The sequence below is a fragment of the Spirosoma flavus genome (genome assembly GCF_054778555.1).
Genome location: NZ_BAAGZL010000008.1, coordinates 152,706 through 175,308 on the forward strand (window position 1 = coordinate 152,706; position 22,603 = coordinate 175,308).

17 protein-coding genes and 1 pseudogene are annotated in these 22,603 nt (G+C 44.8%); 12 read left to right on the top strand and 6 right to left on the bottom strand.

Going from position 1 to position 22,603, the window contains the following annotated elements; all coding sequences use genetic code 11:
• The first annotated feature begins 102 nt into the window (after positions 1-102).
• Together ACYVF1_RS29260 and ACYVF1_RS29265 are read left to right on the top strand one after the other, a co-directional pair.
• The gene (locus ACYVF1_RS29260) at positions 103-2,232 is read left to right on the top strand and encodes a glycoside hydrolase family 36 protein (RefSeq protein WP_461085721.1); all 2,130 of its coding nucleotides are present in this window, start codon (positions 103-105) and stop codon (positions 2,230-2,232) included.
• A 40-nt stretch (positions 2,233-2,272) separates the two neighbouring features.
• A complete protein-coding gene (locus ACYVF1_RS29265) occupies positions 2,273-3,109 on the top strand; it encodes a phytanoyl-CoA dioxygenase family protein (protein ID WP_461085723.1) in 837 nt (278 codons plus the stop codon).
• 475 nt (positions 3,110-3,584) lie between these two features.
• Here ACYVF1_RS29265 and ACYVF1_RS29270 read toward each other — a convergent pair whose 3' ends face one another.
• Positions 3,585-4,709: a PDDEXK nuclease domain-containing protein gene (locus tag ACYVF1_RS29270; RefSeq protein WP_461085725.1), complete on the bottom strand. Its 1,125-nt coding sequence runs from the start codon at positions 4,707-4,709 to the stop codon at positions 3,585-3,587.
• A gap of 660 nt (positions 4,710-5,369) precedes the next feature.
• On the opposite strand from ACYVF1_RS29270, the gene ACYVF1_RS29275 reads away from it, so the two are divergent.
• The 4 genes from ACYVF1_RS29275 (at position 5,370) to ACYVF1_RS29290 (ending at position 10,462) form a co-directional block, all read left to right on the top strand.
• A complete protein-coding gene (locus tag ACYVF1_RS29275) occupies positions 5,370-6,209 on the top strand; it encodes an alpha/beta fold hydrolase (RefSeq protein ID WP_461085727.1) in 840 nt (279 codons plus the stop codon).
• A gap of 220 nt (positions 6,210-6,429) precedes the next feature.
• Positions 6,430-7,371, top strand: coding sequence for a ring-cleaving dioxygenase (locus ACYVF1_RS29280; protein ID WP_461085729.1), 942 nt, complete (start codon positions 6,430-6,432; stop codon positions 7,369-7,371).
• Positions 7,372-7,432: 61 nt separating this feature from the next.
• Positions 7,433-8,002 (top strand): antibiotic biosynthesis monooxygenase, encoded by a 570-nt coding sequence (locus ACYVF1_RS29285; RefSeq protein WP_461085731.1) that lies wholly within the window; start codon positions 7,433-7,435, stop codon positions 8,000-8,002.
• Positions 8,003-8,209: 207 nt separating this feature from the next.
• Positions 8,210-10,462, top strand: coding sequence for a tetratricopeptide repeat-containing sensor histidine kinase (locus ACYVF1_RS29290; protein ID WP_461085733.1), 2,253 nt, complete (start codon positions 8,210-8,212; stop codon positions 10,460-10,462).
• A 23-nt stretch (positions 10,463-10,485) separates the two neighbouring features.
• Here ACYVF1_RS29290 and ACYVF1_RS29295 read toward each other — a convergent pair whose 3' ends face one another.
• Positions 10,486-12,111 (bottom strand): Na+/H+ antiporter, encoded by a 1,626-nt coding sequence (locus tag ACYVF1_RS29295; RefSeq protein ID WP_461085735.1) that lies wholly within the window; start codon positions 12,109-12,111, stop codon positions 10,486-10,488.
• Between the two features lie 96 nt (positions 12,112-12,207).
• Positions 12,208-14,748 (bottom strand): sigma 54-interacting transcriptional regulator, encoded by a 2,541-nt coding sequence (locus ACYVF1_RS29300; RefSeq protein ID WP_461085737.1) that lies wholly within the window; start codon positions 14,746-14,748, stop codon positions 12,208-12,210.
• A gap of 236 nt (positions 14,749-14,984) precedes the next feature.
• Between ACYVF1_RS29300 and ACYVF1_RS29305 the strand changes: the two genes are divergently transcribed.
• The 4 genes and pseudogenes from ACYVF1_RS29305 to ACYVF1_RS29320 all read left to right on the top strand — a co-directional run bounded on the left by ACYVF1_RS29305 (position 14,985) and on the right by ACYVF1_RS29320 (position 17,205).
• The gene (locus ACYVF1_RS29305) at positions 14,985-15,830 is read left to right on the top strand and encodes a helix-turn-helix domain-containing protein (RefSeq protein ID WP_461085739.1); all 846 of its coding nucleotides are present in this window, start codon (positions 14,985-14,987) and stop codon (positions 15,828-15,830) included.
• A 280-nt stretch (positions 15,831-16,110) separates the two neighbouring features.
• Complete coding sequence (locus ACYVF1_RS29310) at positions 16,111-16,323, top strand: Fic/DOC family N-terminal domain-containing protein (RefSeq protein ID WP_461085741.1); 213 nt, start codon at positions 16,111-16,113, stop codon at positions 16,321-16,323.
• Between the two features lie 286 nt (positions 16,324-16,609).
• A complete protein-coding gene (locus ACYVF1_RS29315; protein ID WP_461085743.1) occupies positions 16,610-16,927 on the top strand; it encodes a Fic family protein in 318 nt (105 codons plus the stop codon).
• A 20-nt stretch (positions 16,928-16,947) separates the two neighbouring features.
• Positions 16,948-17,205, top strand: a pseudogene (locus tag ACYVF1_RS29320) (hypothetical protein).
• A 286-nt stretch (positions 17,206-17,491) separates the two neighbouring features.
• Here the strand turns inward: ACYVF1_RS29320 and ACYVF1_RS29325 are convergent.
• The gene (locus tag ACYVF1_RS29325; RefSeq protein WP_461085745.1) at positions 17,492-17,803 is read right to left on the bottom strand and encodes a hypothetical protein; all 312 of its coding nucleotides are present in this window, start codon (positions 17,801-17,803) and stop codon (positions 17,492-17,494) included.
• Positions 17,804-17,968: 165 nt separating this feature from the next.
• On the opposite strand from ACYVF1_RS29325, the gene ACYVF1_RS29330 reads away from it, so the two are divergent.
• Positions 17,969-18,346: a hypothetical protein gene (locus tag ACYVF1_RS29330; RefSeq protein ID WP_461085746.1), complete on the top strand. Its 378-nt coding sequence runs from the start codon at positions 17,969-17,971 to the stop codon at positions 18,344-18,346.
• Positions 18,347-18,425: 79 nt separating this feature from the next.
• Here the strand turns inward: ACYVF1_RS29330 and ACYVF1_RS29335 are convergent, their stop codons facing one another.
• Positions 18,426-19,388 carry a ParB N-terminal domain-containing protein gene (locus ACYVF1_RS29335; RefSeq protein ID WP_461085748.1) on the bottom strand — a complete coding sequence of 321 codons (963 nt, stop codon included), beginning with the start codon at positions 19,386-19,388 and terminating at the stop codon, positions 18,426-18,428.
• Positions 19,389-19,424: 36 nt separating this feature from the next.
• Complete coding sequence (locus ACYVF1_RS29340) at positions 19,425-20,381, bottom strand: ParA family protein (RefSeq protein WP_461085750.1); 957 nt, start codon at positions 20,379-20,381, stop codon at positions 19,425-19,427.
• Between the two features lie 974 nt (positions 20,382-21,355).
• Here ACYVF1_RS29340 and ACYVF1_RS29345 point away from each other — a divergent pair.
• On the top strand, positions 21,356-22,603 hold the full coding sequence (locus tag ACYVF1_RS29345) for a replication initiation protein (protein ID WP_461085752.1): 1,248 nt from the start codon (positions 21,356-21,358) through the stop codon (positions 22,601-22,603).

Sequence of the window (22,603 nt, forward strand, 5' to 3'; positions counted from 1 at the left end):
ATAATTATACAGATAGTTATTTGTTCAAATTTTGACAGTGGTGAAATTTGAACAAAAAGCAGAGGCATGCCCCGCTACATTTGACAGCATAACCTTTGTCTCATGAAGCCGTTTTTACTCGCTTATTGCTTGTTGACTTGTTTGTTCTGTATGAGCCTGACGACGATTGGGCAAACCGATCAGACCTACGCCCGTTGGACTAAGTCAGAGCTGTTATTAAATAATGGAGTCGTCCAACGAACGATAAAACTACCTACTGATTCAACGAACCAATTCGCAACCACTACGTACAAACCGGTAGCAGGAAACTTCAGCTTTTTCCAGAAAACAAATCCCGATTTTCAGTTCGAGGTAAATGATGTCGTTTATACGGGTTCGGGCCAATGGCAACTGGTAGGTGTAAAGCAAGCTTCAGATAGCAGACAGGGTAACGGAGCGGCTGTAACGCTTAAAAGTAAAGATGGAAAGGTTGAATTGACTGTGAAGTTTTTACTCTATCCTGACCTCCCGGTTGTTCGCAAAAGCCTTTCGGTTAAAAACCTGACCAAGACCGCCATCCGACTCGAATCCGTTGACGTGGAAAAATTTATTGTCGGTGGTTACGGCTCTCCTCTCTTATGCTGGATTGGCACTGACTATGGACGAAGACGGATGATTGGCCCCTATGAAGGTACCATGCAGGATGCGTTGCTAACAGTGCATAATCCGGATAAGGCACACGGCATCGTAATTGGAAATGAAGCCTCTGGCGTCATGAAACGTACGGCCCTTTTTTGGGAAGCGCCTGATATTTGTGTAGGTCTGACGCGCAAAAACGCCCGCTTCCCCTTCCGGAAATGGATTGAGCCCGGCCAATCGTTCGAGACACCCTATGTTTTCACGATGGTTTACGTCAATCAGAAAGACCCCAATGAACTAGTAAACACGGCAGTCCCCACGTTTGTCCGAAAGCATATGGGCATCCGACTTTCGGATCTGGCCGAAAAACCAACCTTTGTGTATAATACCTGGAGTCCGTTTAAAACCAATATCAACGAACAACTCATCCGCGAACTAGCGACGGCAGCGGCCAAAGCCGGAATGAAAGAATTTATCATCGATGACGGTTGGGAGGATAAACTTGGCGACTGGGGTATCGACCAAAAGAAATTCCCCAATAGCTTAAAACCCGTCTTCGACTATATCAAGTCACTGGGCATGAAGCCGGGTTTATGGGTAAGTATTGGTACCGCTGCTCCTGACAGCAAGGTTTATCAACAACATCCCGACTGGTTTGTGCAGGATAAAGCCGGGAAACCGACCTCACTGCTGGTAGCCGGAGCCGGAAAATATACGGCCTGTTTCAGTACGGGTTGGTACGATCATATCAAGCGAATTCTGAACACGCTGGTAGGCGAATACGGTCTGGAATATCTCAAGCTGGATTTTTCAGTTGTGACCAGTCCTTACCGCTACAATCCGGTTGAATCAGGCTGTTATGCTCCGCATCATCACGGCCATAAAGACCATAATGAGTCGCTATTTGTCAACTATGAACGGATGTGGGCGCTTTTCGATGAGCTGCACACGCTGAATCCTAAGTTGTTCATCGACTGCACATTTGAGACAATGGGTGGTTTACAATTGATTGACTATGCGCTAATCAAACATGCCGAAGGCGATTGGCTTTCCAATTTCTATGAGCCGGACGAACGAGTTGATTTACGCGTACGTAACATGGCCTGGTGGCGGTCACCGGCTATGCCTGCCACTGCGCTGGTAATCGGTAATCCGGCGATGCAGGACAAAGGCTGGGAAACTCATATACAGTCATTAGCTGGTGCCTTGCCCATCATGCTTGGTGACCCCCGAAAATTGTCGGAAGCGGATCTTCATAAATACCGTAGCTACGCCGACTGGCTACAAACCATGCAAACAAAATACGATTTTATGAGCTTTCGACAGGATTTGCCCGGCTTCGGCGAACCAAATGAAGGCAGGTGGGATGGTTTTCAACGTATCAATACAGATACCAAACAGGGCGGTATTATCGGCGTATTCAGGCATGGGGCAGCAGAAACCCAGCGAATGGTTACCATTCAGCAGCTAGACCCGACAAAAAGCTATCAGGTCAAATCAATGGATGGGAACGTAGTAGCTTCTATGAGTGGACAGACTCTTCGAACGACTGGCTTTCCCGTGACGATTCCGAATCTATATGCCGGAGTACTTTTTGAAATTACCCCTAACTGATTGACTACGCATCATTTCTCAACCCTAAAATTCCAATCGTATGCGCTACGAGCCATTGACGACCCAACAAATCCAGCACTATCATCGAGATGGATACGTAATTGTCCGTAATCTATTGAATACCGACGAAATTGATCGGCTCTACCAAGTCGTTATTGACGACAGCATCATTCGTAAAAACGCCATTAATGTAAACGATAGCACAGGGAAACGGAGCAAACTTTCGCTCTGGTACAAACCGGGTAATGACATTTACGGACTACTTACCCGGAGTCAGCGGCTGGTCGAATCCGTTGATAAAATGCTTGATGGTAGTTCGCCGGTTTGCCATTTTCATTCCAAGCTCATGCAAAAAGAACCGCGCGTCGGTGGGGCCTGGGAGTGGCATCAGGATTATGGGTACTGGTATAAAAACGAGTTTCTTTTACCCGATCAGATGATGTCGGTCATGGTTGCCATTACGGATGCGAATCAGGAGAATGGTTGTTTGCAGGTCATTAATGGGTCGCATAAAATGGGCCGTATCGAACACGGTTTTTCAGGCGAACAAGTAGGCGCTTCACAGCGCTACGTAGAACTGGCCCTAAATACAATGGAACTAGTATATGTTGAGTTAGCTGCTGGTGATGTACTGTTTTTCCACAGCAATCTCCTCCACCGATCCGAAGCGAATCTATCAGACAAAGCACGCTGGTCATTGATTTCGTGCTACAATCGCCAGACAAATAGGGGCTACAATGAAAATACATCCTCGTCGTCAAGTATTACGCCCATCGAGATTGTACCTAATGATGCCTTATTACAGTGGGCTGCTTCTGGCCTGGCAGAAGCGGAAGCCGGTTTTCTCGCTAAAGAAGCTGACGAAGCGCTGAAGTAGTTTCATTCGCCAATACCTACTGCATTCAGTTTATACAAATAAGAAGTGTTAAAAAATATAGGTTGGTTAGAAATCAGGAGTTCTTTTTTGGAGGACTCTTGATTTGTTTATTGTGGTAACAAAACCAGTTCCTTTGGCGGTAACTATTATGCTAAAGCGCTTTACTAGTTTGATTTCCTCACGACTTAGGTTAGTTCGGCGAGCCTCACAGAGCTTTTACTATTGCATCTATCAAAACATTACGGCGACTTGGCCAAGTACTGCTACATGCCGATCAGTATATCTGTTGTATGCGATTGTACTGAGTGATTCGTTTGGTCTGTTACGTTCGTTCGTTGTCGTTTTCGAATAAGCCCCAAAAATTAAATCCATAGTCAGTAATGGAATAATAATGAGATGATTATGAATGGTAAACTTTCTTAAAAAAACTATTCAAAAAAATGTTGGAATAGATGCAGAACCGTATTTAAATTTGTTAATTTAGGCCCTCCCATTGATTTTTCAACTCCTGCTCTAGATCTTCAATGGACGGTAGTTGAGATTTCAAATCCTCAGGTACGGCTCTGGTCAACTGATAGTCAGCGACACTCAAGGGATTAGTGATGCCAGCCAGTGCATACTCGGCTAAGGCCTGGTTTTTGCCTTTGCACAATAGTAAACCAATTGTTGGATTATCTTCCTTTGTCCGAAGATAGTCGTTGACCACATTCACGTAGAAGTTAATCTGGCCAGCGTCCCCTGGCTCAAAGTCTCTGGCCTTTAGTTCGATCACTATATAACAACGCAATCGAATATGATAGAACAGCAAATCGATGTAGTACTCCCCATCGCCTACTTTCAAAGGATACTGGCGACCCACAAAAGCAAAACCCTGGCCTAGCTCCAGCAGAAATCTACTCACCTGCTGAACTAATTGACTTTCCACATCTCGCTCGTTGGCCTTGGCCGTAGCTACCACAAAGTCGAATATATAAGGATCTTTCAATAGCTGGGTGGCCAGATCAGACTGCGGCTTAGCTAGGGTATGCTCAAAATTAGTCAGCTTGGGTGTTCTTACTTGGCGTTTGTACAAATCCATCTCAATTTGATGGCGAAGTACGTTTCGGCCCCAACTTCCCCTCAACGTCTGTTCAATGTACCAAAGACGCTGTCCGGCGTCTTTAACTTTATCCAGCAGGATAATGTGGTGTGACCACGTAATTTTTGATAAAACGGAGCGCAGGAATACTTGCTCGAAGTTTTCTGCACTCCCTAAAATGGGAGCTACATCAATGTTCTGCTGAGAGGCTTCAGGTAATTTTGCAACACCCTGTTGCAAAATTAAGGGCAGATTAGCCAGCACAAATTTCTTCATATAGCCCAAGTTACGGGTCGAAAAGCCCTCGATACCTGGATAGGCTTGGCGAATGTCAGCCGAGAGACGATCAATTATTTTGGCCCCCCAACCTTGTTGCTGTTGAAAAAGCAGGATTAAACTACCCACCCGCCAGTAGGACAGTAAGAGTTGTTGGTTGGCGGAGGTAGCGACTTTAACTTGAGCCTGCAGAATCTGTTGTTTAATCCGTTGAAGTAGTTCTGGGTACTGCTTAAACTCTTCCATTAGAAATTTAATGATGATCAGGCTGCTAATATTACTAGATAGAGTCGGCGACCCTTACGAAAATTACCACCCCTAAGAGAACACCCTTTGAATTAAGATATGGGCCTGCTAGAAATGGTACCCTCTTTTGACTGGACATTCGGATCTTAGGCAAGTGTGAACAAAGTTAACAGTTGAAGCTCATCATAAGGGCTCATTTCATTAGTGCTGACTTCTTCAATTTGTTGGGCCAATAGGTAGGCAACCAGCATGTTTTAAGACGTAACCTATGTTTGCTATTTGTATAAACTAGTTCATTTGCAATTGTTCACAAAAAGGCCAATTTTCATCATTAACTGAACTGATCGTAATCAGCCATCAAAATCGTTCAGAAAAACGTCCGATTTAGATTGAAATCCTCCACTCAATTTTTGATATCTGCATAGCATTATACGTAAGGTGTAGACTATTGCCTATATCCTTCCTTTATACCTTATTACATTCATTGGCTCAGCCTTTACAATACGCTTTTAGCAAAAATCGGTATAAAAGCGTCAGTTTATACCGTATTCTCCGCGATTTGTACCGTTACTGAAACACCACTTACCGCCAATTTTGTCTCGGTAATTCGAGGAGATTCTGTTCTCTCCGATATTGTTCAACTCTTATAGCTCCAAAACTATGCCTACGTTAAAAGTTAAAGACGGTACCGAGATTTTTTATAAAGATTGGGGAACCGGACAGCCCGTCGTCTTCCATCATGGCTGGCCGTTGTCCTGCGATGATTGGGACGCCCAGATGATGTTTTTTCTGAAACAGGGCTATCGCGTAGTTGCCCATGATCGCCGGGGACACGGACGCTCATCTCAGGTCACGGACGGACACAACATCGACACCTATGCCGCTGATGCTGCCGAATTAGCTGAGTTTCTGGACTTAAAAGATGCCATCCACATCGGGCACTCCACGGGTGGTGGCGAAGTGGCCCGTTACGTAGCAAAATATGGACAGGGACGGGTTGCCAAAGCGGTGCTTATCAGCGCTGTTACACCGTTGATGGTACAAACCGAAACTAATCCGGACGGAGTACCGATGTCGGTGTTCGATGAGATTCGGGAAAATACAGCTACCCGGCGTCCGCAATATTTTTACGAGTTCACGCTGCCTTTCTACGGCTATAATCGGCCCGGTGCGACTCCCCTTCAGGGCGTACGGGATAACTGGTGGCGCCAAGGCATGATGGGCGGTATCAACGCACATTATTACGGTATCAAAGCGTTTTCAGAAACCGATTTTACGGAAGATCTTAAGAACATAGACGTACCGGTTCTGGTCCTGCACGGCGAAGATGACCAGATTGTACCCATTGATGTTTCGGCCCGCAAAGCGATCAAGCTCCTTAATGATGGCCGTCTGATCACGTATCCTGGGTTTCCACATGGCATGCCGACCACGGAAGCGGCCACCATCAATGCTGACTTACTGACTTTTATACAATCAGAATCCTGGCCCGCTTTTTAGAAGAGTATTAACCATAGAACGGACGCTGGCTAAAAGCGCTTTCCTGATGACGGAAGCGCTTTTAGCCAGGAACGAAGAAGTTATCGAACATTATTTAAAACCGTTTTTGTCATGCTAACGAAGGAAGCATCTTAAGATGCCCTTACCTAAGTCTAATGATACTCTAAGATGCTTCCTTCGTCAGCATGACAAGAAATCCTATTTATCCTTCTTTTCCAGTATGAACGATTCAATATTAGGCCTGCATCACATTACGGCCATTGCCAACAATGCGCAGCGCAACTACGATTTTTACACCCACGTGCTGGGCTTGCGCATGGTGAAAAAGACGGTCAATTTTGATGATCCCAATACGTATCATTTTTACTACGGCAACGAAACGGGTACGCCTGGCACGATCCTAACCTTTTTTCCCTGGGAAGGCATCGGTCCCGGGCGAAACGGCGTTGGTATGGCCACCGAAATTGGGTATTCTGTTCCGAAAGGTAGCCTGGATAACTGGGTCGGTCGCTTCCGGGGATTAGGCGTGTCGGTAGGCGAACAGGCTGAGCGCTTTGGCGAAACCTATCTGCCCTTTACCGATCCTGACGGGCTCGCGCTCGCGCTTATCGTTCCTGGCCAGCCCGACGACCGAGCAGGCTGGGAAACGGAAGATATTAAGCAGGATATGGCCACGCAGGGATTCCACAGTGTTACGTTGACGCTGCAAAAAATAGAGGATACGGTGAACGTATTAACCGATATTTTTGGCTACCGACTACTGGCGCAGGACGGAAATCGCTACCGGTTTCAAACGGACGCTGTGCCTTCCGCGTCGATTGTCGATTTGCTGGAAGAGCCAACTGGCAAACTGGGCCGAAACGCTGCCGGAACGAACCACCACGTAGCGTTTCGGGTCGCCAATGATGCCATTCAGATGGAGTTTCGGGAAAAGATTCTGGACAGCGGCTTACAGATCACGTCAAAAATCAATCGCGATTATTTCTTCTCGCTCTACTTCCGCGAACCCGGTGGTGTGCTGTTCGAAATTGCTACTGATAACCCTGGCTTTACGGTCGACGAACCACTGGCTGACTTGGGAAGTGGCCTAAAACTACCAAAGCAGTACGAAGCCTCGCGGGCAAAAATCGAACAAGGTTTACCCCAGTTGAAAACAAACTAATTGAGTGAGTTTTCTATATTATGCCGCAATTTGGCATATTGAGCCATAAACAACGCGTAGTATGTCAGCGGGTATTCCCATCAAAGCCGATAGTGCCGTTACGACTACCATCGTTCAGCGTCCCTTCAAACAGCAGGTTCAGGCGTATGAAAACTGGCTAACCGAAATTGTGCCGCTCGCTCAGGAGGCCGCTGGTCATCGGGGTGTCAACGTAATCCGACCACACGGGCAAAGTGACGAATATACCATTGTGCTGCACTTTGATTCGGAAACAAATCTGCGCAACTGGCTTGACTCAACCACCCGCAAGCGCATGATCGAGAGAGTACGGCCTCTGCTGAACGAAGAGGAAAAAATCGATATAAAGACCGGGCTTGAATTCTGGTTTACTCCGCCACAAACCCCAAAAAAGGCCCCGCCTTACAAGCAGTTTTTAGTGACGCTATCCGCTATTTTTCCGCTCTCCTATTTCATTCCGCAACTACTCGCCCCAGTGGTTCAGTTACTACCTTTTCTGGCGGTTCCATTGCTCAAAAGTTTTCTAACCAGTTCGATCATCGTTGCGCTAATGACATTTGTGATTATGCCCCGCTACGTTCGGCTGGTAGCCAAATGGCTGTATGCATCCTGAGTGAACGTACCTGGGTCGGGCAATAAAAACAGGGTTAAGCCTATATTTGTATAACACGTTCCTATTCCGCCGATTTGTGCTGGCTTACTAACGGTAGGCGTGTTTCTGTAAAACCTAAAGAGTATGCCGCCAGGGAGGAACAGGTTCATTGACCGATGGTTAGCCAGCTTGGTGCGTGCTTGCCCTGGTAAGCGACTACTTCTTTTTTTGGCCATAGGTCTCCAAGCTTTACTAGCTGATGGGCAACCCATAAACCGGCAGCAGGTTAACCGTTTACTCAGCCAATTACGAACCAGCCTGCCCAATGAAAACAGACTCGCTATTTTACTCGAATTAGGCAAGTTTCATATCTACAAACCGGGTGAATCTAAAATCGATTTAGACAGCGGTCGAACGTATTTACTCAAGGCCAAAAAATTAAGTGATTCCCTGCATCTGGTCACCTGGCAACATGATGCCGAAAGCATGCTGGTGATCGCCGATATGGAAGGCGGCAATAATCAACTTGGGCGAGCGCGGTTTGCGCAGTTGATTCGCGATTGCCAGCAGAAAGGCGATCGGATGGGGGAAGCGAATACCCGCTTCCGACTGGGTATCTGGCTAAGAAATGTTGATTCCGATTACCGACCTGTTTTTGCCAATTTTCGTCAGGCAGCCGCTCTTTATAAAACGTTACGTAATCCAGAGAAAGAAATTCTCGCCCTAAAAGAAATCGGGGATACGTACTTGTACGAAGGTAAATTAGATAGCGCCGAAGCAACGTTGCTGCACGTAGTAAAGCGCTATAAATCAATCGGCTATTCCAATCTGCATTATACCTACAACTCGCTGTCCAGCGTCGGTACGTTGAAAGGCGATTATGAAAAAGGGTTGCGCTACGCTTTATTGTGCATTGACAGTATGCACAAAACGGGGGATACGGTTTCGGCAGCCGCCTTTTACGGCGATTTGGGGCGAATTTATGATGAGACTGGCAACCACCGGAAAGCCATCGAATGGCATAAAAAATCGCTCGCCAAATGGCGACAAGAAAAGTTACCCAACTTTGCGCTGTTTAATACCGCGGGTTTTATTGCGAAAGACTTGATTGCGCAGAAAAAACCGAAAGAAGCGCTTCAGTTGATTAAAAATCTGGTTCAGGAAATTCCGACCAATACCGTCATTCAAAAAGCCTGCGTTGCTCAGAATTTAGCGTACTGTTACGATGCGTTGCATAACCCGCGTTTGGCCGAACAGTATTACAAAGAAACGCTGGCCTGGTATGCCAAAAATGGTCTCGATTTTGAAGCCTCTCAGCAGGCCGAGCAGGATATCGGCACCTTTTATTTTGAACAGAAAGACTTCAAGAAAGCGGGCTATCACCTGGAAAAAGCGCTTAGTTTTTCTCCGCAGAAAAATTCGCTGTCGACCATAAAAGATATTCATCTGCTTTTATTTAAAGTGGATTCGGCGCAGGGAAATTATGTGGAGGCTATTCGTCATTTTCGGATGAACAAAATCCTGAATGATTCGCTTTTTAACGAGACGAAAAGTAAGCAGATTGCCAGCCTGCAAATCAACTACGACACCCGGCAAAAAGAGCAGGATATAACCTTGCTACGTAAACAAAGTAGGCTCCAGCAAATCGAACTGGCGCACGAAAAAACGACGCGCAACGGGATCATTGCGGGAGCGGTTCTGTTAGCCAGCTTACTGGGAGTCAGCTATAATCGGTACCGACTCAAACAGCGAAATAATCAGCTCCTGCAAGCCAAGCAGGCGGAGATCAATCAGAAAAATAGCTCGCTGGAGCAGGTGCTAGGCGAAAAAGAAAGGATGCTGGACGAAAAGGAATGGATGCTCCGGGAGATTCACCACCGGGTGAAAAATAATTTGCAGGTGATTGCAAGCTTACTCAACACACAGTCTGATTTTCTGCACGATCCGACGGCGCTGGCGGCTATTAAAGACAGCCAGAACCGGGTACAGGCCATGGCCCTGATTCATCAGAAATTGTATCAGTCAGACAAGCTAGATCAGGTGAATATGGCCGAGTTCATCGACGAGATTGTCGACTATTTAAGGGAATCGTTCAGTCCGCTCAACTCGGTACAGGTCGTTTTAGAGGTAGCTCCGATACAACTTGGCGTTAACCTGGCCACGCCCATCGGGTTAATTATCAATGAAGCCTTCACGAATGCGCTTAAGTACGCTTTTCCTCAAAAAGCCGATTCAACACATCATTCGGGTACGATTCAAATCAAGCTTCAGCCGCTCAATGATCAGCTCTGTCGATTGATAATCAGCGATGACGGGGTTGGGCTGCCAGCCGGCTTGTATGTTGAAAATAGTGATACGTTGGGCTTAACGATGATTCGAGGGCTTAGTCAACAAATTGGGGGTAAGCTACAGATTAGTCAGAACCAAGGCGTACACATCCAGTTGGAATTTAGTTCGGTCAAAAAATCGGAAAGGGCCTAACCTGAACGGTTTTGAGTACCTGTTTACACATCTGTGTTTTGCAGTTGGATTTCTTCCCGATCCAGTTCGTTTTCCAGCTCATGAAACAGTTCGATATCAATTTGTTGGTTATCCCGAAGCGCTAACAATTCGTCCCGCTGCGACTGAATCGCGACCAGCTTCAGTTTTTGACCTAGCTTGTGCTGGTTAAGCGCCGTAGTCGACTCGCTCTGTTCCAGTTCATTAACATGAGCCTGATGACGGGCAATGATTTCCTTCACCACATTTCCAGTAAGTGCTTCACGGCTGACAAGTTGATTCACACCGGCCAAAGCCCGCTTCGACAGTCGTTGCCGTATTTCGTGTCGGGAAAGATAGTCAGTAGGCTGCTGACCAAATTGTAAGACCCGGATGACCGCGGGAAGCGCTATCCCCTGCCCGACCAGCGTAAATAGAATCACGCAGAATGTAATGAACAGAATCAGGTTCCGACCCGGACATGGAAGCCCATTTGGTAACTGCTCCGGAATAGATAGCGCAGCGGCCAGCGACACAATCCCCCGCATGCTGACATAAGCCAGCAGGGTTGTATGCTTACGCGACGGGAATACAGGCAACAGGTGGATAAGACGGCGGAACTGATTTGATAGGGTATCGGCCAGGAAAATGAACAGAAAGCGGATCAGAATCGCCGTTACACTAATAATCAACCCAAAACCAACTAGTTGACTTAATGACTGCCCCTTGATCGCGGTTACTACATGAGGCAGCTGTAAACCAATCAGAATGAAAATCAGGCCGTTAAGCAAGACGATAACAAAATCCCAGACAGCCACTGCCTGCATCCGTACCACCGGACTATGTACCCGTGATTGCTTGTGACCAATCAGAAGTCCCGTTGTGACGACGCTCAACACACCACTGAGGTGGAGTTTTTCGGCCGCCAAATAAGCCGAATAAGCCGTCACAAACGTTAATACCGTTTCTAAAGCGGGTTCGAGCCGACCGTATTTGTGCAACCAGAACGACACATAGCCGACGGCCAGGCCAACCCCTACCCCACCCCCAGCCAATACCAGAAAATGCAGCAGCGAATCGCTGAACGAAAAAGCGCCCGTATCCATAGTTGCCAACGCCAGTTGGAAAAGCACCAGCGCCGTCGCGTCATTGACCAGACTTTCGCCTTCCAGAATGGTCATAATTCGTCGGGGGACAGCGAGCGTCTTCATCACCGACGTGGCCGCTACGGCATCGGAGGGCGAGACGATGGCGCCGAGCAATAGTCCCATCGACAGCGTAAAACCTGGAATCAGCGCATGAGCCACCAACGCTATGCCCACGCTGGTAGCCAGCACCAGAGCTAACGCCAACACCACGATGGGTTCTAGATTCCGGCGGAAGTCGCTCCAGTTGGTATACCAGGCGGCACTGTACAGCACCGGCGGTAGAAATACCAGCAGCACGATCGACGGCTCCAACGACACGCTGGGTAAGCCCGGAATAAAGCCAATGCATAGCCCACCAACGGTTAGCAGGATCGGGAAAACCAGATGGAGCCGACGCGATAAGAGCGCCAGCCCGATTACAAAAATGAGTAGTAAAATAACGGTTTCCAGTGGGTGCATCCGGATTGAAAAACAAGTAGTGGTTAGCGCAGCAGCGTATCGCAAACTTACCGGCTGATGACGAGGAGGAACGGTATAAATCGAGGATTCTTCAGTATATATAGTGGTTCCTGTTACTGATTCTGCTCTAATCCTGTGTGCTCAGTACTTGGTGCTTTTTAAGTACCCGCTGATATTTAGCTTTTTCATCCGGGCTTCCAGCGTTGTCGGTTTTAGATTGAGCAATTCAGCCGCCCCACCGCTACCCCGAATCCGATTCCCTGATTTAGCCAGAGCCATCAGAATGGCCGCCCGCATGGTTTCGTCAATAGGCTGCACCTCCTCTATGGCTTGGCTGGTTGCATGCGTTGAACTTATCAACGAACTGGCCCGCAGCGGTTCGGCTAGTTCTAGCGTAGCCGTTGGCGACAGAATGGCCGCTCGTTCCAGTACGTGCTCCAGTTCCCGAATATTGCCCGGCCAGGGATACGTCAGCAATTGTTGAAGCGAGGCATTGGCGATGCTGGTCAGGGGTTTGCCCAATTTCTTGCTGATACGTCGGAGAAAATGCATCGCCAGCGGGCGGATATCGTCGGGTCGCTCACGGAGGGGCGGCACCACAATCGGAAATACAGCTAGCCGGTAATATAGATCGGAACGAAATCGACCATCGGCCACTTCCTGCTGTAGGTTCCGGTTGGTGGCCGCAATGATTCGGGTGTCGATCTGGATAGGACCTTTCCCACCCAAGCGCTCGATTTCTTTTTCCTGAATCGCCCGCAGCAGTTTAGCCTGTAGTTCAAGCGGTAATTCGCCGACTTCGTCCAGAAACAACGTACCGCCATTGGCCAGTTCAAACTTGCCAATTCGTTTGTCGGTCGCTCCGGTAAAGCTGCCCCGTTCGTGCCCAAACAATTCGGATTCAATAAGTTGGGCGGGCAAAGCGGCACAGTTCACTTTGACAACCGCTCGGCCTTTGCGAGACGACAAATTATGGATGGCTCTGGCAACGAGTTCCTTACCAGTTCCGGTTTCGCCTAGAATCAGTACCGTCGAATCGGTTGGAGCCACCTGACCAATGTTTTTAAAGACGGTTTGCAAAGCGGAGCTAACACCAATAATCTCCTCGAAATTATGGCTGGTTTTGATTTCTTCGGTCAGGTACGTTTTTTCAAGTTCGAGCTGCTCACTCAAGGTTTTGATCTGCTCGAAGGCAAGCAGGTTTTCCAGCGCCAGTCCCAACTGAATGCTGATATCCTGTAACGTACTGAGGTCCTTGTAGGTAAACGCATACGGCGCCCGGCTAGCCAACACCAGCGACGCCATCGGCTGATCTTTACTAAAAATCGGGACGTATATAGCCGACTGTAAACCCAGTTTTCGGTATAAATCATTCACTACGTTGTCGGATGCTACGTCGGTAAACTGGCAACCCACACTGAGCGTTGGTTTAATCAGCCAAGAGCGCATATCGGCCAGGGCCTGTTTCCAGTCGGCCTGCTGAATTCCATACTGACGAAATAAATCCTGTTCAGGCAGTGGCACAAAAGAACCAGCCTCCTTATGCACCAAACTATCGAACGTACCGGTTTCTGGCGATCGACCAACTTGAAAAATTGCCGCCAGATCGACGGGCATCAGTTCGTTAATACTGCTGGCCACCTGCGCTAAAATTGTCCCTAAATCACGGCCATATCGGAAGGCATTCACAATCGTTAACTCAATGGCTTTTACTTGTCGGCGGGCCTCTAGTTCTTCATACGCCAGCAAATTATCCAGCGCCAGGGCAATCTGGGGTGTAATCAAACTAACCGCCTGATAATCTTTCTGGGTAAATCCATCCGCCAGCGTACTGGATAAAATGATCGTCGTCAGGGAGTTGCGCTTGAGCTGAATGGGAAACAGCATGATTGAGCGAACCCCAAAATTATCCCGGCAGGAGCGCGCCGTTACGTAGCTGTCGCAGAGTTGGTCAAACGCTTCGCCGATGAATACGCCCATTTGCTCTCCTAGCCGATCCGGTGCTTCACGGTCTAGCTTATCGAGCAATTGCGTATCGGCTTCGCTACGTAACAAGGCAGCCAAATTCACCCGACCAAACGTATTGGCCTCGTTTTTTTCCAGCATCAACCAGTAAAACGATGATTCATCAGGCAGGCCAATGCGTAGGTTGAGGAAGGAAAAAGGCACGAGTTGGTTAATTTGGTGGGCAATGGCCAGACACAATTGCTCTCGATCCTGAATCGTTACAATGGCGTTGTTAACTGCAATCTGAATCGCCTGCTGCTGACGAAGTTTAGCCTCTTCGCTGTGCGCATGCCGGTAACGGGCTATTTCCAGTGTCGTCAGCACATCTTTCTCCCGAAATGGCTTCGTCAGAAAGCCAAACGGTTGGGTAAGTTTAGCCGCTTCCAGCAGGTTATCGGTCAGGTTGGCGGATAGAAAAACGAAGGGAATCGATTCTTCATTCAGCCAGTGGGCCAGATCGATTCCGGTTTCATCACCGTCCAGAAAAATGTCTAACAGCACAATATCCGGCGTTTGATCGACTACGGTTGCTTTGGCTTCATCCACCGATCCGGCCAGGCCAATAACCTGGTAACCTGCTTTTGTGAGGATACGCCGAAGGTCGTGCGCAATCAGAAACTCATCTTCCACTACGAGCAGCGAAGGCAGCCGAGTTAGTTCACCAGGATAGGCCATATCAAACTAACTAAGTTGATGATGTGTAAAGGTACAACGTACTAGCCACTCCATTACCGATCTCCAATATATTGGAGGCTCTATTATTTTGGAGGTTTTTTCAGAACAGCTATATTTTATAACACTTTCAAATTCAAAGGATTGATATAAAAAATCTATCTATTTGACGTATTGGCATTGTGTTGGCGATAGAGATTGTATCAAACGAGCCCACCTCTTGTAAAACTCTATTAGCTATGAAACACGCTAGCCAACACGAACCGTTACTTGTCGAACAGTTTGAAACAGTCCATTGGTCTACGTCCCTTCAAAGACCTACTCATTACCAACTAGTACTTATTCAGAAAGGCATAGGTGAGTGTATCATTAATGGGAATCGGTTCGCTTACCAGACCGGCAATGTATTTTTCCTAAGTCCTTCCGATACTTACTACTTCAAGATTTCCCAAAAGACCAGCTTTTACTGCCTATCGTTTACGAAATCCTATATAGCTAGTCTGATGGTAACGAACGCCCATTTATGGCCCCATGTTAGTGAGTATGGCATCCAATTATCAGGAACTGTTATCGCCAATTCAGCTGATCAACGAAATCTGCTGGTATTGGTCGAGATTTTAATAGCGGAGCAGCAACGTCTTTGCTCGTTACTGGCTAATCCAGTCGTCGAATCGCTGATGAAGACGATTCTAAATTTAGTGGATCGTCATCTCGTTCAGCATCCATTTGACGTACCTGCGTGGTCAACGACACCTTCGGCGTTTAGTCAACGGATCGTAGCGTATATCGGCCAGCACATAACAGAGCCCGATTTGTTACGTCTGGATAAACTGGCGGATGTTTTCAATTATTCGGCAAGCCACTTAGGGGCACTGTTTAAGCAACAGCTGGGCGAATCCATTCAGCAATACATCATCCGCTACAAACTCAAACAGGTTGAAACACGGTTGAGCCTAAGCACCATGACCATCTCGCAGATCGCCCATGAATTCGGTTTTTCTGACGTCTGTCATCTAAATAAGTTATTCAAGCGGTATTATCAGCACACCCCTACCCATTACCGGCGAAGAATAAATATACCCTAAAGTGTTATTTGGTGACCACCTGGTAATTCAAATAGGATAAAATTACTGTATTTATTTGACTGATAATAGGCTACGTGTCAATGTGAAAGATGCAATTATTAGTCCTGAATGACTGTTAAGGTAGGCCTTTAACTTTAAAAAAACCTTGTCATATGGTTCAGCTCATTAATAAACATAAAGATCTGAATCAGGAATAACTTATCTAGAACTATAAAAGCAACCATGTGCATGAAATGTACATAATACTGCTGTCGTGTACGTTTTTTGTTCATATTTACACATGACTGGATTTAAAGCCGAGCCGCCTTATTTTAATTTGTCCCTGTTACCCCCTGCTCGAGAACTTGTCGAAACTATATCGATCCTACGCCAGGAAAGCCGAGCCGCTTCGGCACTGGCTGAACTAAAAGGCTTAAGCCGATTAATGCCCAACCCTGCCATCTTAATCAATGCGTTGGTCTTAAAAGAAGCGAAGGTGTCCTCTGAAATTTAAAACATCATTACCAACTATGACAAACGCTATAGGGCATTAACCGTCAGAGGACAAGATATTGATACAGCCAACAAAGAAGTACTGCGCTATCGACAAGCCCTCTACATGGAGTATCACTTTATTAAACATAAAGGATTTTTAAGCACAATGGAATCCTTCAGAATCAGCAGGAACTGGGGCAAAACCAGGCGGGCATCCGTCGGCTTCCCGGTACGAGTCTACGGAATGATCGTACGAACCAAGTTATTTACATGCCCCCTGATGATCCCCTGTGCTCAATGAGTTAATGCATAATCTAGAGGTATGTCTAAATAGTAATGAGTCCGACGACATTTCTGTACTCATAAAATTGGCCATTCAGCATTACCAATTTGAGTGCATTCATCCCTTTTACGATGGTAATGGGCGTACTAGACGCATTATCAATGTGCTTTATCTACTCCTTCACGATTTATTAGGTGAACCCATTCTGTACCTAAGTGGCTACATCATTGCGCACAAGCGGACTATTATCGGTTTTTACAGGCCGTGCGCACCCAGCAAAACTGGGAAGATTGGATCCTATTCATCTAACAAGCCGTTGAGCCCACGGCTTGTTAGATGAATAGGATCCAATCTTCCTAAATTCAAGAACTTTTTGACCAGACGATTGAACAGGTGCGAAACCAGGCTCCTAAGGTGTATAGCAAAGAGTTAATCGAGGTCTTGTTCGAATACCTGTCTAGTAAGATAGAATGCCTGGTTGATCGCCTGCAGATCGACTGACGAACAGCGTCGAAATATTTACGAAGTTTAGAAGAGCTGGGTGTGCTACGAGCCGAAAAGAAGTGGAAGGAAACGCTATTAATTAATTTTGCTTTATTCGATTTATTGCGCCAATAGTGAGGTTCGTTATTGACTTTATGGTGTAACGTATATTTGAGAATCGTATAAACTAGTTCAGCCTTTATCAATCACAAAAAGGTTGGTTATCAACATTAATTGAACTAGTCGTAATCAGCAATCAAAATCGTCCACGAAAACCTCCGATTTAATTGGGTCCAGGCCTACTAAATCCTGAATATATAGGATCGTCAAGATAGAATGAAAGCTCATTAATGTGTTTGATCAGACTTTATCAGATGTCAAATGAAGCGATTCGCATGAGGCTAATTGGGCTTAATACTCATCAACTAGCGGGTAAATTCGTTCGTCTGGTTTCAAACTCAGCGTACTCTAGTGCGAAAAACCGACAGACACTGGGGTACGCTCGACGCAGTGCATTCAAGTGTTCATATACCTGGAATATAGTCACCACCTGAAATGGCTTAGCTAAAGGATCTTCAGCTAACCGTGTCAATTTTTTCTCTTCATTTAGAAATAACTCTTGTCCATTGCCGTCTTCCATAAACAATACATAACTCAGGGAGAGACTTTCTTCTTCTTCATCCATAAACGCGCGATCCGACCGGTAAGAAGTCTTAAGTTGAGGTGTTATCATAGCCAATTGGGTTACCCTATATAACGCCCTAAAGCAAGGTGAAAATTTACGCTTTTCGAAGGCCTTGCACCAACAGGACAAAACTGTGCACCAACAGGACAAAAGTGTGCACGAAACCCGCTTCAATTTTGATAGTTTCTGTGTTATAGTAAGAAAGGATAGCCTATGCAAAAATTCGAATCAACGTCTTTTGAAGAGGAAGTATACCGGAAAGATGACCTGGTGCTAACCGTCAGTGACGTGGCTGATCCGGCGGCTGTTGATCTACTGAAGCGCACCATCTATGGGACAAAGGGCGTTCGGTATCAACACACCAATCAGGCTACCAAAATCCATGATTTACTGAATCCCCGTTTTTTTCAGTTGCGTCAGGCTGGACAGTTAGTGGGTATCTACTGCCTGGATGAACGTCTGCTGGATCTGGGTACGCAACAGGTCACCGGCTTTTACGGCCGTTACCTGGCGGTTGAGGAGTCCCATTCGGGTAAAGGCTATGGCAGGCCTATAATAAGTCAATTTGATATAAGAAACACCCTTTATTAATTTGTAAGGCACTTAAAAATTAACCTATTAAATAGATTAATGTATTTATAATTTCAAACGCTCTCCCCTCCTATTGGGGTTATTTGTCCTCTTCCTGTAGCTTACGTGCACACTCAATAATATTATTACAGATCTGATTTACATTAGCTTTCTTTTCATTGAGCTTATTGACCAATTCTTGAAGCTGTTGTTTGAGTTGTTCTTTCGAGACTTTCTTTTTAGATGGCTTTGCTGCAGTAGATTGAGATTTATTTTGTTTTTGCTGAAAAACTTGCTCTAGTTCAACTACGTTTCCAATTGGATTAGAGTTTAAATCTGTTTGTCCAAGGCGTTGTATTAAGGCTTTATCAACCTTAGTATTACCAGATAAAATTTCCTGTTTAAACGCAGGTACAAGCTTTTCTAACCCTTGGGCATATACACTATCTCTTTTAATTGTTTTTTCGCTCACATTAAACTGTTTCCCAAGTTTTTGAGCGGTAGTTTGCAATGGGGTTACTGTCTCTTTACTGTCCAGATCCTGCTTGTCTTCAGTGCTATTATCTTCAAAAGGGACATTCTGACCTTTTTGCTCTTCTCGGCTATATTTCCCCTTCTCTTGCTTTTCGCGTAAATAGCGTAATCCCCGTAAATAAGCCACTTGCTCAGGGGATAAATTACGTCTACCTAGCTGATTATCAATCATAAAGAACTTCACTTGCTCAAGAGAAGGGAAATTCATTAGATGGACTTTAAAATCTATTTGGTGTTTCTGACAGATAGCGTATCTATTATGACCATCAATGAGAATATAAGCCGTAGTTGTCGTTCCTAAATCCGGCACATGCTCCCCTGTTGTCTCCCAGACAAGAAGTGCTTCTCGACAACCATTCTGTAATATGTTTTCCTCTAACTGCTTATACTCATCTGGTAACAGTGGGGGTATATAGGCCGCAAGCTCAGGTAAAACGACAATATGTTGTTTAATGTCCTCATGACGCAGCAAACTTTGATCTTTTATCATTGTTTTTGCATCCAAGCCTAACTGATATTTCTTTGCCATGAATAGGTCAATATAAAGGGAACGGTTTTGATTATACTACGCAACACGTTGCCCGGTTAATTCTAAAGCCAAATTTCGGTAATCGACTGCGCCATGAGAATCTTTTGCATAAGTAAAAATGTCCTGCTGTGCTATTTGAGATTCTTTTAGAGCTACATTTAACCGTATCTCCGAATTAAAAATCGTGAAATTAGTCAATACTCCTCCTCGAATGTAGTTGAGCATATCTCTATGTACATTCAATCGCCTATCGACTAAGGTCAAGACTATACCTTCTACCGTTAATTCATGATTGATACGATCTCGCACCTGCATAATGCGCTCAAACAAGTTATTAATCCCCTTCATAGCCGATGCCTCTGGCTGAAGTGTAATTAAGCACGAATTAGAAGCAACTAAAGCCGAATTGGTGAATATATTAAGTGCGGGAGGACAATCTATTAGAATATAATCATACTGTGAGCGTAATCCTGAAATTACATTCTTAAGCTGATTGACCCCTCCTACCGCCTGGACTAATTCCAAATCGGCATTGGCTAATTCTAAATCGCTCGGTGATAAATCGAAATTGTTACTGATTGATACAATCGGCAACGGTTCATTTTTTAATAATGAATGAACTACCTGCTTTTGTGGCTCCTCTACACCTAATACTTGAGAAAGATTGCCTTGTGAGTCTAAATCAATAAGCAATACCCGATTACCTAAAATTGACAGAGCCTTTCCAAGGTTTAACGTTGTTGTAGTTTTACCAACACCCCCTTTATGATTTGCTATTGAGATCACTTTTGCCTTACGGGCTGAAAAATCGACGTAACCATATTTTTTTAGAATAGGGTATAATGATCCTAAGTGTTTTGCATTAAGAACCCTCCCACCCGCTAAAGCCTTTGTAAGTGTAGTGGTCGGAATACCTGCTTCTTGTTCTATGACTGAAGCTGATAATGCTGGATTCTGATGAAAAAACGTAAGTACGTCTGAGTTCGTGATCATAAGCCCAATAGCTAATATTTGTCCTAATATTAGGACAAATATTAGCTATTGTCAAGTAATATGGGCTAAACCTATAATAGGGATGAATATTTACTAATAAATTTAATTTCTATTCCTTAATTAAGAGAAAAGCCCGTCTAATTGCGAGTAAAGTACCGTCACGGGAAATTTTATTTCTGTTTTTAACAGACAATAGAAGTTTGACTGTAATCTCCTTTTTTTAGAATTTTTTCAAAACAGCTCGCTATTAAATTAATTAGCTTAGCATTAATAATATTTATTCTATTACTAAATTAAAGACGCTGTAACTATCTGAAAATCAACTATTTGTAAGGGTTAATTGCGAGGAAACTACCGTTAATTATGAGGAAACTACCGTCTAACTACGAGGAAACTACCGTTAATTATGAGGAAACTACCGTCTAACTACGAGGAAACTACCGTTAACTATGAGGAAACTACCGTACTTACGAGGAAACTACCGTTAACTGCGAGAAAATAACCGTATTTACGAGGAAATTACCGTGAAAAGCCTTTTTTTTCTAAGGTTGTCAAACTACAGCATTATATAAAGTGGTGATTTAAAAGATATTGAATATCATATCTGTTCAGCAGTATAAAGTAACTATCTATTGCGAGTAGAAGTACGCCAATACTTATAAATAATCAATGAATTACGAGGAAACTACCGTTAAAAGATCGATTTCTTAACACCTTTAGGCGCAATTCAAATGAATAATAAATCTATTGCGAGTAAAGTACCGTCAAAATTATAGCTTGATCATGTCCTGAATTAAGTAAAGCCCCTTATTCTTTATTCAGATATTCAGTATCTCATAAAGTGACGGGCTTTTACTCGTAATTCATCAAAACAATGCTGCCAATACTTGGTAGTATTGTAAAAAATCCTCAACTTGAAGGATAGCTTGTAGGCTCAGGAGCTTTTTCTAGCTTTATAATAAGACTCATATTATATGTCCAAAAATACTAGGGCTGACGATTCTCAAACCGAATTGTTCAGCAACGATTCTGAGTTCCTAGAAGCAGATAGGAGGGCTATGACTCGCCAAATACGGCAAGATAATATGGTTGCCCAGCATAACGACTTAGTACGCGCTCGTTATGAGATGTCATTGCTAGAGTCTCGTTTGTTCGTTTGTCTGCTGGGAAGAATTGACAGAAAGGATAAAGATTTTGTACTGTGTCGTATTCCTGTCTCGGAACTATACCCGGATGAGAAAGTAGGAGGGAAGGCATATTCACAAGTGCGTGAAGCTGTTGTTCGATTAGCCAGCCGAGTTATTCATGTAGAAACCAGGGATGAGCAAGGCAAACGGGAGATTGTAAGTAACCCACTAATGGCGACTTGCCGTTACAAAGAAGGTTCAGGATACCTTATTGCTCAATTCAACAATTTCGTAAAACCGTATCTATTAGAACTTCAAGGTAATTTCACAGTTGCCGAAATTCAAACCCTGTTAGGGTTTCGGAGTTTTTATTCATACAGACTCTATTGGCTGCTCAAATCGTCTTCTTTTCACCATGATAAAATAAAGCTGGAATTAGCAGCACTTAAAAAAACGTTGAATCTCGAACAACGTTATCAGAATTTTGCCGACTTCAAACGCTTTGTTTTAGATATTGCTAAACATGAGCTGAGTATTACAGACATGGCCTTTGAATATGAACAGATTAAAGAGGGCAGGGCCGTAAGTTCACTACTTTTCTATTTGTTACGCCCAGCAGTTGTTTCACAAGATGAGATTAAACTTCCGGAAGGAACACAACAAACATTAACTGAAATAGGTATAAGCTTAAAATCCCTTAATGAAATAAAGTTGCGCTTTCAACAGGAGCAACTTACGGAAGGCTATTTACGATTTGTCATAAACTATTACCAAGAGGCAAAAAAGAACGGTCGGATTAAATCATCAGCGGGAGCTATTTATAAAGCTTTGATGACTGATCAACTTAGTCAAGAATTTAAAGCTTGGAAAGCTGAACAGCCTGTCTATCAATCACCTAAATCCACCACTAAAGCCCCGAATGTTGAAGTTATTGACTTGGACGTATTAAGAGAACAATTCAATACTTTACGCGCAAAAGGGCTTACTGATCATACTTCATTTGAAGAAAATTTAAACTGGATGTTAAGTCAAAAAGAGTATGATATGGACATCGTTGATGGAAAAGAAGTGTTGACATATACAGAGATTAAGTAA